This is a genomic window from Phenylobacterium sp. (assembly GCF_031412415.1).
In the GTDB taxonomy this organism is placed as follows: Bacteria; Pseudomonadota; Alphaproteobacteria; order Caulobacterales; family Caulobacteraceae; genus Phenylobacterium.
In genome coordinates this window covers 15,584-28,983 of the sequence record NZ_JANOCX010000149.1, presented here as the reverse complement: position 1 = coordinate 28,983, position 13,400 = coordinate 15,584, and the positions used below count along the sequence as shown (strand labels likewise).

At 69.6% G+C, this 13,400-nt stretch carries 12 protein-coding genes and 1 pseudogene; 7 read left to right on the top strand and 6 right to left on the bottom strand.

Annotated elements, in window-relative coordinates:
- The 3 genes and pseudogenes from RMO04_RS07205 to hemC all read right to left on the bottom strand — a co-directional run.
- Positions 1-367 (bottom strand): annotated as a pseudogene (locus tag RMO04_RS07205) (hypothetical protein); the annotation flags it as partial.
- A 3-nt stretch (positions 368-370) separates the two neighbouring features.
- Complete coding sequence (locus RMO04_RS07200) at positions 371-1,069, bottom strand: uroporphyrinogen-III synthase (RefSeq protein ID WP_309644105.1); 699 nt, start codon at positions 1,067-1,069, stop codon at positions 371-373.
- A 54-nt stretch (positions 1,070-1,123) separates the two neighbouring features.
- Positions 1,124-2,092 (bottom strand): hydroxymethylbilane synthase, encoded by a 969-nt coding sequence (hemC, locus tag RMO04_RS07195; protein WP_309644104.1) that lies wholly within the window; start codon positions 2,090-2,092, stop codon positions 1,124-1,126.
- A 72-nt stretch (positions 2,093-2,164) separates the two neighbouring features.
- On the opposite strand from hemC, the gene tsaD reads away from it, so the two are divergent.
- The 5 genes from tsaD to RMO04_RS07170 are packed head-to-tail and all read left to right on the top strand — an operon-like array spanning position 2,165 to position 5,677.
- On the top strand, positions 2,165-3,256 hold the full coding sequence (tsaD, locus tag RMO04_RS07190) for a tRNA (adenosine(37)-N6)-threonylcarbamoyltransferase complex transferase subunit TsaD (RefSeq protein WP_309644103.1): 1,092 nt from the start codon (positions 2,165-2,167) through the stop codon (positions 3,254-3,256).
- On the top strand, positions 3,253-4,242 hold the full coding sequence (locus RMO04_RS07185) for an NAD(P)H-dependent glycerol-3-phosphate dehydrogenase (RefSeq protein WP_309644102.1): 990 nt from the start codon (positions 3,253-3,255) through the stop codon (positions 4,240-4,242). Before tsaD ends, RMO04_RS07185 begins: the two co-directional genes overlap by 4 nt.
- A gap of 8 nt (positions 4,243-4,250) precedes the next feature.
- Complete coding sequence (locus tag RMO04_RS07180; RefSeq protein ID WP_309644101.1) at positions 4,251-4,538, top strand: YciI family protein; 288 nt, start codon at positions 4,251-4,253, stop codon at positions 4,536-4,538.
- Positions 4,535-4,903 carry a Rieske (2Fe-2S) protein gene (locus RMO04_RS07175; RefSeq protein WP_309644100.1) on the top strand — a complete coding sequence of 123 codons (369 nt, stop codon included), beginning with the start codon at positions 4,535-4,537 and terminating at the stop codon, positions 4,901-4,903. The genes RMO04_RS07180 and RMO04_RS07175 overlap by 4 nt, the downstream gene beginning before the upstream one ends.
- A 57-nt stretch (positions 4,904-4,960) precedes the next feature.
- The gene (locus tag RMO04_RS07170) at positions 4,961-5,677 is read left to right on the top strand and encodes a class I SAM-dependent methyltransferase (RefSeq protein WP_309644099.1); all 717 of its coding nucleotides are present in this window, start codon (positions 4,961-4,963) and stop codon (positions 5,675-5,677) included.
- A 3-nt stretch (positions 5,678-5,680) separates the two neighbouring features.
- Here the strand turns inward: RMO04_RS07170 and RMO04_RS07165 are convergent, their stop codons facing one another.
- The 3 genes from RMO04_RS07165 to RMO04_RS07155 all read right to left on the bottom strand — a co-directional run bounded on the left by RMO04_RS07165 (position 5,681) and on the right by RMO04_RS07155 (position 10,172).
- Positions 5,681-6,436 (bottom strand): creatininase family protein, encoded by a 756-nt coding sequence (locus RMO04_RS07165; protein ID WP_309644098.1) that lies wholly within the window; start codon positions 6,434-6,436, stop codon positions 5,681-5,683.
- Positions 6,437-6,499: 63 nt separating this feature from the next.
- Complete coding sequence (locus tag RMO04_RS07160) at positions 6,500-8,080, bottom strand: M28 family metallopeptidase (protein ID WP_309644097.1); 1,581 nt, start codon at positions 8,078-8,080, stop codon at positions 6,500-6,502.
- A 73-nt stretch (positions 8,081-8,153) separates the two neighbouring features.
- A complete protein-coding gene (locus tag RMO04_RS07155) occupies positions 8,154-10,172 on the bottom strand; it encodes an acylase (RefSeq protein ID WP_309644096.1) in 2,019 nt (672 codons plus the stop codon).
- A 199-nt stretch (positions 10,173-10,371) separates the two neighbouring features.
- Here RMO04_RS07155 and acs point away from each other — a divergent pair, with 199 nt between their 5' ends.
- A complete protein-coding gene (gene acs / locus RMO04_RS07150; protein ID WP_309644095.1) occupies positions 10,372-12,309 on the top strand; it encodes an acetate--CoA ligase in 1,938 nt (645 codons plus the stop codon).
- Positions 12,310-12,316: 7 nt separating this feature from the next.
- Positions 12,317-13,297 (top strand): small ribosomal subunit Rsm22 family protein, encoded by a 981-nt coding sequence (locus RMO04_RS07145; RefSeq protein WP_309644094.1) that lies wholly within the window; start codon positions 12,317-12,319, stop codon positions 13,295-13,297.
- The last annotated feature ends 103 nt before the right edge of the window (positions 13,298-13,400 follow it).

Below are 13,400 nucleotides of genomic sequence, written 5' to 3'. Positions count from 1 at the left end.
AGGCGCCGGCGGCCGCCTGGGCGGCGCGGACCTGCTGGCTTTCAAGGGTTTCCAACCGCTGGACCAGACGCGCCACCTCGGCCGACGGCGCGGCGCCGTCCGCGATGGGCTGAAAGCTTGCTGGCGCGGCCATCGGAGCCGCCAGGGCGGGCGCCGGCGCGGCGGACAGCCCCAGGGTCTCGACCGGCTGGCGCGCCTTCACCGGCAATAGCTTAGGTCCGAACCCCGCCAGGGCGTAGCCCGCCGCGATACAGACGAACCCGAAGATGATCATGGCCCAGAAGGCCGGACCCATGATCCGCGCGCGGCCGTAAGACCCCGGATCGCGGGGGGCGGAGAGCTCGACGGGATCGGGCGGCACGCTCATGGCCTAACGATCTATCAGATTCAGCAGCGCGGCTTCGAGAGGGAACGGCGAGAAAACCTTGGCGGCGAACTTGACCCGGTTGAGGGGTATCAGCACCGCCTTCGACAGACACAGAACCCGCAATTGCGGCAGGGGTTGGGCTCGCGCCAGCGCCGCCAGCGCCTGGGCCGCCTTGGGCGAATGGAGCAGCACGACGCGGAGGTCGCCCAGCGCCGCCATCTCGTCCTCGCTCAAGGTCGCCGCCACGGTGTCGTAGAGCACGACCTGCCGCGCCTCGATGGCGTTGCGCGCCAGGACGCCCGCCAGATCCCCCGCCAGTTCGGCCGCGCCGGGATGCAGCACCGCGCCCGTCAGCTCGGCGCGGCGGACGGCGATCCCCTCGGCCAGGGCGGCGACGTCGCCGTCGGCCGACAGCACACGCTTGAAGCCCGCGACCTTGGCGGCCTGGGCCGTAGCGGATCCGACCGCGAACACCCGCAGCGACCGGTCGGCCGTCAGCTCGGCGAAGGCCCGCACGCCGTTGGCGCTGGTGAAGGCCAGCGCGCCGACACCGGATAGGTCGAGCTGCGCGCCGGGAACGTTGCGCACTTCCAGCAGCGGGGCGACGAAGGCTTCGTGACCCATCTCGCGCACCCGGGCCGCCGTCGCCGCGGCGCCCGGCTGGGCGCGGGTGATCCAGATCCGTTGCGAGGTCTTACGCATGATGGAAAACAACCTTGACCGGGGCGCAGACCCTGACCGGGCTCGCCGCCGGAATCAATGCGGCGGCAAAATCAATTCGCCCGCCTCGGCGGCCACGGCCTCGCCCAGTGAAAGGCCCAGGGCCCGGGCCGCCTCCTGCGGATCGCGCGCCGAGGACAGTTCCGCCGAGCCCTCATGCCGGAACCGGTGGACGCCGTCCTGGGACAAAGCTTCGACGATCAGGTGCAACCCGCCGCCCTGCAGGCGCGCATAAGCGCCGATGGCGGTCTTGCACGACCCTTCCAGGGCGGTCATCGCGCCGCGCTCGGCCGCGACAGCCACGGCCGTCGGCGCATGGCGGAGCGCCTCGAGCCAAGGCGCGCCGATGTCCGCCAGGCGCGTCTCGATGGCGAGCGCGCCCTGGCCAGGCGCTGGCGGACATTCCACGGGATCGAGCAGGCTTTGCGGCAGGTGGCCGAGGCCCAGGCGGTTCAGGCCTGCCACGGCCAGAAGGATCGCGTCGGCGTCGCCCGCCGCCAACTTGGCCAGCCGGGTATCGACATTGCCACGCAGCATCTGGACGTCGAGGTCGGCCCGCCGATGCAGCGCCTGGGCCTGGCGACGCAGCGAGGCCGTGCCCAGGACCGCGCCCTGAGGCAGGTCGTCCAGCCGTTGAGCCTTGGGACTCAGGAAGGCGTCGCGGGGGTCTTCGCGCTCGGGGATGGCGGCGATGCAGAGGCCCTTAGGGAGGGCGGCGGGCATATCCTTCAGGGAGTGGATGGCGCAGTCGATGCGCCCGTCAATCAGGGCTTCCTCGATCTCCTTGGTGAACAGCCCCTTGCCGCCCACCTCCAGCAGCCGGCGGTCCTGGATTCGGTCGCCGGATGTGGTGATGACGATCAGCGGCGCGACGCGGGCGACGGCCTCGGCGTCGGTGGCATCGGCGCCCAGGGCGGCGGCGATCCTGCGCTGCATGATCCCGGCCTGGGCCAAGGAGAGCTTGGAGCCGCGGGCCCCGATCCGGACGGGCGGTTGCATGGGCACGATGCGCGGTCTACCTCGGCGAACGAATGGATAGCCCGTCCGCTACAGGACGGGACCGGAAGCCGCAACCGAATGACCTCGACCCACACCGTCCTTGGCCTGGAGACCAGTTGCGATGAGACCGCCGCGGCGGTGGTGCGCCTTGACGCCGACGGTCGGGTGGAAGTGCTGTCGTCGATCGTCGGAACCCAGGTGGACGCGCACGCGCCCTATGGCGGCGTGGTGCCCGAGATCGCCGCGCGGGCTCACGTCGAGACCATCGACGCCATCGCGGCCGAGGCCCTGAAGGTCGCCGGCCTCGGCTATGGCGACATCACAGGCGTCGCGGCCACCGCCGGGCCTGGCCTGGTGGGCGGAGTGATGGTGGGACTGTCCTTCGGCAAGGCCGTGGCCCTGGCGCGCGGCCTGCCGCTGGTGGCGGTCAACCACCTGGAGGGCCACGCGGTCTCGGCGCGCCTGGCCGCCGAGATTCCCTACCCCTTCCTGCTGCTGCTGGTCTCGGGCGGCCACTGCCAGTTGCTGGAGGTCGCCGGCGTCGGCGCCTGCCGCAGGCTGGGCACCACCATCGACGACGCGGCGGGCGAGGCCTTCGACAAGATCGCCAAGACCCTGGGCCTGCCCTATCCCGGCGGCCCGGCGCTGGAACGGCTGGCGGAGGGCGGCGACGCCTCGGCCTTCACCCTGCCCCGCGCGCTATTGGGCCGCGAGGGATTCGACTTCTCCTTCTCGGGCCTGAAGACCGCCGCCGCGCGTTTGGCGGAAACCGTGACCAACGACATCGAACGCCAGAACCTCGCCGCCGCCGTCCAGGCCGCCATCGCCCGCCAGCTCGGCGAGCGCACGGAACGCGCCATGGCCGCCTACGCCGAGGAGCACCGGGACCAGCCCCTGCGCTTCGTGGTCGCCGGCGGCGTGGCCGCCAACGGGGTCGTCCGCACGAAGCTGAAAACCGTGGCCGAGTCGCGCGGCTTTTCCTTCGACGCCCCGCCCCTGGCCTACTGCACAGACAACGCCGCCATGATCGCGCTGGCCGGCGCGGAGCGCTTGGCGCTGGGGATAAGCGATCCCCTGGACGCCCCGGCCCGGCCCCGCTGGCCCCTGGACGCGGCGGCGGCGCTGGCCAACCCCATCCACGTCCACGGTCGAAAGGGCGCCAAGGCATGAGAAGCGCGGGGGTCATCGGCGGCGGAGCGTGGGGCACGGCGCTCGCCCTGGTCTGTAGCCGCGCGGGTCTCTCGGTCACCCTCTGGGCGCGCGAGACCGAGGTGGTGGCAGGCATCAACAACGACCATGAGAACGCGATCTTCCTGCCCGGCATATCCCTCGATCCCGCCGTGCGCGCGACCGGCGACATGGCCGACCTGGCAGAGGCCGACCTGATCCTCAACGTGACGCCAGCCCAGCACCTGCGCGGCAGCCTCGCGGCCTTCGCCCCCCATGCCCGCCCCGGCGTCCCCATGCTGCTCTGCGCCAAGGGGGTGGAGCAGGCTTCCTTGAAGCTGATGACCGAGGTCTTGGCCGAGACCCTGCCCAACGCCGCGCCCGCCGTTCTGTCGGGGCCGAGCTTCGCCGGCGAAGTCGCCCGGGGCCTGCCCACCGCCGTCACCCTGGCCTGTCCCGATCAGGTTCTAGGACGAGCGCTGGCCGAGGCGATCGGGACGCCGACCTTCCGGCCCTACCTGGCCGCCGACATGATCGGCGCGGAGATCGGCGGCTCGGTGAAGAACGTCCTGGCGATCGCCTGCGGCATCGTCGAGGGCCGAGGCCTGGGGCGCAGCGCCCACGCCGCCCTGATCACCCGCGGTTTCGCCGAAATGAGCCGCATGGCCGTGGCCCTGGGCGGAGAAGCCGAGACGGTCGCCGGCCTCTGCGGCCTGGGCGACCTGGTGCTGACCTGCTCCAGCCCGCAGTCGCGCAACATGAGCGTCGGCCTGGCGCTGGGCGCCGGCCAAACCCTGGGCGAAGCCTTGGCCGGCAAGGTCTCGGTGGCCGAGGGGGTGGCTTCCGCGCCCGCGGTCCGCTTGCTCGCCGCCAAGCTCAAGGTCGAGACGCCGATCTGCGAGGCCGTCGCCGCGATCCTGGCGGGCGAGGCCGATGTCGACGAAGCCATAGCGGGCCTGCTGTCGCGCCCGATCCGAACCGAACGATAGGAACCGCAATGCCGCTCTTCGCCGTCTTCTGTATCGACAAGCCCGACGCCCTGCCGCTGCGCATGGCCACCCGCGAGGCGCACCTGGCCTATGTGGGCGGCTTCCGCGACCAGCTCCGCCTGGGCGGCCCCATGCTGGACGACAAGGGCGACATGGCCGGCTCGATCATCTTCATAGAAGCCGACGACCTCGCCGCCGCCCAGGCCTTCAGCGCCGGCGATCCCTATCGGCAGGCCGGCCTGTTCGACCACGTCCACATCACCGCCTTCAAGCCCACGCTCGGGAAGCTGGGTTGACCCGCGACGGACCCGACAACGCCGCGCGTCCGCCAGCCGGAATCGAGCTCTGCGCCCTGGCCGATCTGGCCGATCCGGGCTCGAAGGGTTTCCGTTTCCGCGAGGAACGCGTGATGTTCGCGGGCTTCGTGGTGCGGATCGGCGGGGAGGTGCGCGGCTACGTGGATAGCTGCCCCCACGCCGGCTGGCCCCTGGCCGCCTGGGACGACCGTTATCTGACACGCGAAGGCGACCTGATCCTCTGCGGCGGACACGCGGCCCTGTTCCGCCCGCTGGACGGGGTCTGCGTCGCCGGCCCCTGCGCCGACGAGCGGCTGCGCCCATGGCCAGTGGCGGTGGTCGATGGGCGGATCGTCACCGCCTGAGAAGCTTCCTTAACGCCTGCCGGCTAAACGGTGGCGGGTCTTTCAGGAGAGGCTTCCATGGCCGACGCCCTTCGCGCGCTCGCGACCTTCAACGGGCGGTTCGCACCGCAGTTCGCCAGGACCATGCTGGCCACCCCTCGCGCCGACGAGGAAGCCGCCGCCTTCGCCGCCCACTGCGACGCGATGGGGTTCGAGTTCACCGAGGCCTGGGCGGACAACAATTTCCGCTTCGTCTCGCCGCTGCTGCGCGAGTTCGCCAAGGACAAGGGCCAGATCCGCTATCTCGAGATTGGGGCCTACGAGGGCAAGAACCTGGCCTTCATGGACTGGCTGCTGCCGGCCCGGCTGGACGTGACTGTCATCGACCCGTGGTTCGACGAGGAACTGAACCCGGAAGAAAAATACCTGGCCGTCGAGCCGCGCTTCCAGCGCAACGTCGCCAAGCTCAACTTCGACAAGATGACCGCCCGCAAGGGTTTCTCCACCTACGAACTGCCCAAGATGCTGGAGGCCGGCGAGAAGCTGGACCTCATCTATATCGACGGCTCGCACACCGCCTGGGCGGTGGGGGTCGACCTGGCCTATTGCGCCGCGCTGCTCGACATCGGCGGCATGATGGTGCTGGACGACTACTGGCACGACGTCAGCGAGATCGGCGGGCCCGGCGTGAAGCAGGCGGTGGATCACTTCCACGCCGTCTTCCGCCAATATTTCGAGATCACCGCCGTCTACCGGCAGGTGGCCCTCACCAAGATCCGCGACATCCCGCGATAGGGCCTAGCCTCGGGCGGGGAACGGCTCGGCCGCGAACTCCGCGACGTCGGCGATCAGACCCTGGGCGGCCATGGCGACCAGCTCGCCGCCCTTTTCCGGGGTGGCCTGGCCCGGGTCGGAGCCCATGCGGCCGTCCGGATATCGGGCGCGGAAGTCCTTGGCCTCGCGGATCGGGCCCGTCGGCGCGATCTGCGGCGCGTAGGCGGCGGTCTTGATGTGGTCGGGATAGGCCCACTGGGTGACCGCGATCTCCGACGGGGTGGCATGGCTGCCGTGGCCGGTGGGGAACTGGCGGTTGGCGAGGCCGAGCACGCCCTTCAACTCCCACCAGTTCTTGAGCTTGCACGAGAACCCGCGCTCGACACGGGCGAAGCTGGCCTCGGCGTACAGCTCCGAGAACGCCGCCTCGATGGTGGCGACATTGCCGCCGTGGCCATTGAGGAAATAGATCTTCTCGAACCCGTGGGCGTGCAGCGAGCGGACCCAGTCGCCGATGGCGGCGATGAAAGTCGAGGGCCGCAGCGAGATGGTCCCCGGAAAGCCCAGATGATGCTGGGCCATGCCGATGCTGAAGGTCGGGCCCACCAGCAGATCGGAGGTCTTCTGGGCCTCGTGGGCGATGATCTCCGGGCAAAGCCAATCGGTGCCCAGCAGGCCCGTGGGACCATGTTGCTCGTTGGAGCCGATCGGAATCACCACGCTCTTGGCGCGCTCGAGATAGGCTTCGATCTCTTGCCAGGTGGAGAGGTGGAGCAGCATCTGAGGTCCTGGGTCAAAGGTCGCGGCGGTGCGCCGTCATAGCAGCTTGCGGGTCGAGGCGCTTCAGTCGGCGAAACGCTTGAAGAAGCTCGTATCCTTCCAGGCGGGGCGCTGGGGCGCATTGGCGACCTGCAGCGCGACGGCGGCCATGTAGGCGTTGAACTTCACCGCCTCGGCGCGCTCGACCGGCTGCGACAGGTCGTCGGCCAGGCCGTGATAGCGGTCGGAGCGCCACGCCTTCTCGATTGCGGCTTCCGGCGTCCCCGGCTTGAACCCGAACTTGAATGCGAGGGCCGGCACGCCCACGCGAATGAAGCTGTACTGATCCGAGCGGATGAACGAATTGCGGTCGGGATAGGGGTCGGCGACCACCTCCAGACCCCGGCTCGCCGCCGCGGCGCGAGCCGCTTCGCCCAGCGTACTCTCGTCGACGCCCAGGACGATCACGGAGGTCAACGGCCAGAGCGGAAGGGCCATGTCCATGTTGAGGTCTGCGACCACCGAGCCCTTCGGCACGCTGGGCCGCTCGGCGAAGTATTTCGAGCCCAGCAGCCCCTTCTCCTCGGCGGTGACCAGGACGAACAACACCGAGCGCTTCGGCTTGACCTTGGCCGCCGCCATCTGGCGGGCGACCTCCAGGACGGTCGCGACGCCCGAGGCGTTGTCCATGGCGCCGGGATAGTAGGGTGCGCCCTTGCCCGTTTCGTTGAGCCCCAGATGGTCGATGTGGGCGGTGATCACCACATGCTCGGCCGCCAGCCTGGGATCGGACCCCGGCAGCTTGGCCACCACGTTCTGCGAGGTCACGGCCGAGACCGAGGCGGCGACGTTCGCCTTGAGTCCAAGCTTGAGATCGAAACCGGTCATGGGCTTGGCGGCGTCCGCCAGCGCCACGACCTCCGCGAAGCTGTGACCGGAGCGGGCGAACAGCTTCTCCGCCATCGCCGGGTTGAAGGTGGCCGAGAACTTCGGCGCGCCGGCGTCCTGCAAGGTCGGGTCGGCCGGGTACATGCCGGGCTGGATGGAGTTCTCGATCGTTCTTTCCCAGGGAATCTCGGCGGTCTTGGGGCTGGAGAGCCCGATCAGGCCGATGGCGCCGGCGGCCGAGGCCGCGCGCCAGGTCTGGGTGCCCCGGGAATGCGATTTCAGCGCCGCCGAGATCTCCTGGGGCCCGCCATTGATGTAGACCGCGATCTTACCCTTGAGGTCCTGCCCGGCGAAGTCGTCGACGCCGATCTCCGGCAGGTGAAGGCCGTAGCCGATGAACACCAGCGGCGCGTCCACAGTGGGCAGTTGCGGAATTCGCGCGCCCAGGATGATGTCGGGACCCACCGCCACGGGCGTGGTCTCCGATCCAGAGACCAGCGCGACGCTGGACCTTGCGGCGTCGATCCGCTGCACGGCGAAGGTCACCGGCTGAAGGAAGCCGTCCGTGCCCGCAGGCTGCAAGCCATAGGCCTTGAAGCGCCCGGCCGCATAGGCCGCGGCCTTGGCGTGGCCCGGGCTGCCGGTCAGCCGCCCCTCGAACTCCGGCCCGGCCAAGGTCTCCACGTGACCCCACCACCGCGCTTCCGCCGTGGGCGGCGCGGCGGCCAGGACGGGGGACGCGACCAGGGCGGCGCAAAGGACGAGGGAGAGACGCATGCGGAGGACTTTCGGACGGAACAGAACCGCCAGACTTTGCCGATCCGCCGCCGCCGCACAAGCTACCTGGGCGTCATTCGCCCGGCCTATAGTCACGCTTGATGTGGCCGGCGAGGTCCGCTTCCGTGAACAAGACCGGCTTTGTCCTCATGCCCACGAACAGCGGCGTCTGGTCGGCGTAGTGCGGCGAGGCCCGATCCTGGGTCGCCGCGCCGAACTGGTGGACGCTGCGCGACGACAGCTTGCCCGCCTTGTCCCAGGCGACGAACATCACATAGGTGTCGCCGCCAGCCGCGGCGAGCCGGCCGTCCAGGCCGGGGCGGCCATAGATGGCCCGGAAGATGTCGGGGCCGCCGTCCACCGGCATGTCCAGCGCGCCGCGCCGGATGCGGCTGGCCTCGCCCCACTGCGGATCGATACGGCCATAGAAGCTCTTGAGTTGAGCCATCGATTGCTTGAGGGCCGCCAGCGGCGTGGCGCCGCCCTGGATGGCGATGGCGCTCAGCATGCTCAGCGCGGCGCCCCGATTGGCGACGTCGGTCCGCCGGTCCCAGCCGGCCACGAGAGCCTTGGCCGCGGCGAGGTCGGTGTCGGCGCCGACATCCAGGTCGGCGATGGCCTTGACCGCCTTGGCGGCGTCCGACTGGACGCTATAGGTCAGGTCGTACTTGTAGGCGTCGAACTCGGCGTCCGTGATCGAGGGATCGGCGCCGTAGGTCTCCAGCACCCGCCAGGCGCGATTGGTCATGTTGGACTGGACGCCGAGGGTCTTGGAATAGGCTTCCGGCTTCAGGTCGTCGGCCGGGTCCGAGGCGCGGAACGGGGTGTTGTTGGAGTTGAACACCAGGCCCGACTTCGGATTCCACAGTTGCGGAATCTTGGGGAAGGCGATCAGCGCCTTGGGGATCAGGTCGGAGCGGTCTCCCGCCACGACGCCCGACCAGTCGACACCCTCTTTCCGCACCGGGAACTTGCCGTTGTAGACGTAGCCGACATTGCCCTTCGCATCGGCATAGACGTAGTTGATCGACGGCAGGGCCTGCAGCGCCATGGCCTTCTTCCACTCCGCCAGCGAGCGGGCCTTGTTCAGCGCGAAATACTGCTGGGCCTGGCGCACCTCGTCCTGGCCGGAATAGCGGAAGGCGAACACCCCATGATCCGTCCGGACCGCCGGGCCGTGAACCGATCTCAGAACCTCGCGCTCAACCGCCTTCAGCGTTCCGTCGGGTTGCTTGACCTGGATCTGGACGGTGCGCTTCTCCAGCGCCTTCCAGGCGCCGTCGAGGCGGTACTGGTCGGCGTTGGCTGGGTTGATTGACAATGTGTAGACATCGGCCAGGTCGGGATTGTTGACCGTGTTGGCCCAGCCCAGATGGGCGTTGTGTCCGTGCAGCATGAAGGGTGAGCCGGGGAAGAAGCCGCCGGTGACGTGCCAGCCCTCGCCGCTCTGCACCACGGCCTCATACCAGGCGAAGGGCCCGGTGAACGGCTGATGCGAATTGACCAGCAGCCGGGTCGCGCCGTCCGCCGAGCGCGAGGGGCCGACGGCCACTCCGTTCGATCCCGTCGGCAGGACCTCGCTCGAAAGCTCCGCCGTCACGAGGGGTGACGCCGCGCCCGCCGTCTTGGCCGGCGCCATGGTCCGGCGGAACACCCCGTCCAACCCATAGAAGTTGGGACTGTTGAAGATCATCCCGGCGACCAGGTCGCGGCCGGTGACGGGCGCCATGGCCGCCTTGGTCTTGTCCGGATGCTTGGCCACGTAGGCATTGACGCCGGCGGCATAGGCGTCGAGCACGGCCCGGACATCGGCCGGCAGGTCCTTGTCGTAACGCCGCGCGATCACGCCCCAGACGTCCAGCAGCGCCACCATGTAGTCGCTGTCGACGCCCGAGGGGCCCTGCTCGCTCGCCAGCAGCGCCCGCGCCGTGAGCGTACCCAGCCGCAGGGTGACGAAGTCGTCTTCGGCCTGGGCGTAGCCGAGGCCATAGGCCGCGTCGGCGTCGGTCTTGCCCAGGATGTGGGGCACGCCCCAGTCGTCGCGACGGATGCGAACGTCATATTCGGCGGCCTGGGTCGGTGCGACCAACAAGACCGCAAGAGCCAGACCGAACCCGGCCCGTGCAGATCCCCAAGACATGGCGCTTCCCCCGTTTTCTCCATGATCGGCCCACTCGCCACTCGCGCCAAGCCTGACCAGGGGGAAACCGGCGTGTTTTAGGCCTGCGCCTGTTGCGCCCGGCCGCCCTCTCCGCATAACTCCCCGCAAGTCTGTACGAGGAGTGCGCAAAGTGAGCGACGGCGAGATCTTTCCGGTTCCCGAGACCTGGGCCAATCGCGCGCATATGGACGCCGCCGGCTACGAGGCCGCGGTGGCGCAAGTCGAAGCCGACCCCGACGCCTATTGGCGCCAGGTCGCCGGGCGCCTCGACTGGATCACGCCGCCGACCCAGATCAAGGACACCTCCTTCCACAAGCACCCCTTCCACATCCGCTGGTACGCCGACGGCGTCTTGAACGTCTCGGTCAACTGCCTGGACCGGCACCTGGCGACCCGTGGCGACCAGACCGCGATCATCTGGGAGAGCGACGAGGGCCACCCCTGGTCCAGCCTGACCTACAGCGAGCTGCACGCCGAAGTCTGTCGCATGGCCAATGTGCTCAAGGCCAAGGGCGTCAAGAAGGGCGACCGCGTCACCATCTATCTGCCGATGATTCCGCAGGTGGCGGTGTCCATGCTGGCCTGCGCCCGGATCGGGGCGGTGCATTCGGTGATCTTCGGCGGCTTCTCGCCCGACTCCATCGCCGGCCGCATCCAGGACTGCGATTCCAAGATCGTCATAACCGCCGACGAGGGCATGCGCGGCGGCAAGGTCGTGCCGCTCAAGCGCAACGTCGACGAGGCGCTGACCCAGTGCCCGGGCGTCACCGACGTGATCGTGGTCCGCCGCACCCGGGCCGACGTGCCGATGGTCGAGGGCCGCGACGCCTACTTTTCCGATCTCAAGCAGGACGTTTCCGACGTCTGCGAGCCGGAGCCGATGAACGCCGAGGATCCGCTGTTCATCCTCTACACCTCAGGCTCGACGGGGAAGCCCAAGGGCGTGCTGCACACCACCGGCGGCTATCTCGCCTGGGCGGCCCACACCCACGAGCTGGTGTTCGACTACCGGCCCGGCGAGGTCTTCTGGTGCACCGCCGATGTGGGCTGGGTCACCGGCCACAGCTATGTGGTCTACGGCCCGCTGGCCAACGCCGCGACCACGGTCATGTTCGAGGGCGTGCCCAACTACCCCACCAACTCCCGGTTCTGGGAGGTGATCGACAAGCACAACGTGGAGATCTTCTACACCGCCCCCACCGCCATCCGCGCCCTGATGCGCGACGGCGACGAGCCGGTGACCAAGACCAGCCGCAAGTCGCTGCGCCTGTTGGGCACGGTGGGCGAGCCGATCAATCCCGAGGCCTGGCTCTGGTATCACCGGGTGGTGGGCGACAGCCGCTGCCCCATCGTAGACACCTATTGGCAGACCGAGACCGGCGCCTGCCTGGCCACCCCGCTGCCCGGCGCCCACGCCGCCAAGCCCGGCTCCTGCGCCAAGCCCCTGCCCGGCGTGAAGTTCGAGCTGGTGGACGCCGAGGGCCAGGTCCTACACGGCGCCGTGAGCGGCAATCTGGAGATCACCGACTCATGGCCCGGCCAGATGCGCACGGTCTATGGCGACCACCAGAGGTTCTTCGACACCTACTTCTCGACCTACGCCGGCAAGTACTTCACCGGCGACGGCTGCCGCCGCGACGAGGACGGCTACTACTGGATCACCGGCCGGGTTGACGACGTCATCAACGTCTCGGGCCATCGCCTGGGCACCGCCGAGATCGAGAGCGCCCTGGTCAGCAATGAGAACGTGGCCGAGGCCGCTGTGGTCGGCTTCCCGCACGATGTGAAGGGTCAGGGCATCTACTGCTTCGTGACGCTGAAGGCCGACGTGACGCCCACCGACATCCTGCAGGCCGAGCTGAAGGGCTGGGTCCGCCGCGAGATCGGACCCTTCGCCGCGCCGGACGTGGTGCAATTCGCGCCCGGCCTGCCCAAGACACGCTCGGGCAAGATCATGCGCCGCATCCTGCGCAAGATCGCCGAGAACGACCTGAGCAACCTGGGCGACATCTCGACCCTGGCCGACCCCTCGGTGGTCGACGACCTGGTGAAGAACCGCGAGGCCTGAGGTCTTCATGACCCCGGACCTGCCCCCCGCCCTGCGCCAGGCCGCGGACCGGCTGCTGGATGGCGTGTCGCGCAAGGGCCTGGCCGAACAGTCGGCGAGGATCTCGGCGCAGTACCGCTCGGGCAAGGGCTCCGCGGCCGTCGTCGGATCGGCCGCCGACGCCACGGCCTATGTCCTGACCCGCCTGCCGGCCACCTATGCGGCGGGCGCTCATGTGCTGGCGGAGGCCGCCCGGATCGCGCCGGATTTCGCGCCCAAGACCCTGTTCGACGCGGGCGCGGGGCCGGGCGGGGCGAGCTGGGCGGCGCTGGAGACCTGGCCCGGCATCGCGGCCGCCGCCCTGCTGGACTCCAACGCCGCCTTCCTGGACATGGCCCGGACCCTGGCCGCCTCCGGCCCGGCGGCGCTGCGCGACGCCCAGCGCCTGCGCGGCGACCTGACCGCGCCGAAGGACTGGCCCGCCGCCGACCTCGTGATCGCCAGCTATGCCCTCGCCGAGATCGCGCCTGCCCGCCAGGCGGAGACGCTCGCGGCGCTTTGGGCCTCGACCCTGGGCCTGCTGGTGTTGATCGAACCGGGAACACCCGACGGCTATGGTCGCGTTCTCACGGCCCGCGACAGACTGATCGAGGCCGGCGCGGCGATCCTGGCCCCCTGCCCGCACCACGCCGCCTGCCCGCTGGTCGCGCCCGACTGGTGCCATTTCGTCCAGCGCCTGCCGCGGTCGCGCGACCACCGGCTGGCCAAGGGGGGTGAGGCGCCCTTCGAGGACGAGACGTTCATCTACCTGGTCGCCTCGCGGTCCGGCGTCGGCCGTCGCGAGGCTCGCATCCTAGCCCCTCCACACGCCGCCAAACCGGGCATCACCTTGAAGCTCTGCACCCTCGAGGGGGCGGTCGAGCCCCGTTTCGTCGCCCGCCGGGACAAGCCCGCCTACGCCGTGGCGCGGCGGCTGGGCTGGGGCGACGTCCTACCCGGCGCGGAATAGTTCGAACGCACGTTTGAATTCACTGGCCGAACGCGCGTCGCCGCGCGACAACGGCCTCTGAGCCCCATTGTATTTCGGGCCGCGTCATAAAATTCCCAGGGAG

Excerpts from the sequence above, each read along its gene's own strand:
- tsaD (WP_309644103.1), top strand. The coding sequence starts at position 2,165 with ATGACCTCGACCCACACCGTCCTTGGCCTGGAGACCAGTTGCGATGAG.
- RMO04_RS07145 (WP_309644094.1), top strand. The coding sequence starts at position 12,317 with ATGACCCCGGACCTGCCCCCCGCCCTGCGCCAGGCCGCGGACCGGCTG.
- RMO04_RS07160 (WP_309644097.1), bottom strand. The coding sequence starts at position 8,080 with ATGCGTCTCTCCCTCGTCCTTTGCGCCGCCCTGGTCGCGTCCCCCGTC.
- RMO04_RS07165 (WP_309644098.1), bottom strand. The coding sequence starts at position 6,436 with ATGCTGCTCCACCTCTCCACCTGGCAAGAGATCGAAGCCTATCTCGAG.
- RMO04_RS07180 (WP_309644101.1), top strand. The coding sequence starts at position 4,251 with ATGCCGCTCTTCGCCGTCTTCTGTATCGACAAGCCCGACGCCCTGCCG.
- RMO04_RS07200 (WP_309644105.1), bottom strand. The coding sequence starts at position 1,069 with ATGCGTAAGACCTCGCAACGGATCTGGATCACCCGCGCCCAGCCGGGC.
- RMO04_RS07185 (WP_309644102.1), top strand. The coding sequence starts at position 3,253 with ATGAGAAGCGCGGGGGTCATCGGCGGCGGAGCGTGGGGCACGGCGCTC.
- RMO04_RS07170 (WP_309644099.1), top strand. The coding sequence starts at position 4,961 with ATGGCCGACGCCCTTCGCGCGCTCGCGACCTTCAACGGGCGGTTCGCA.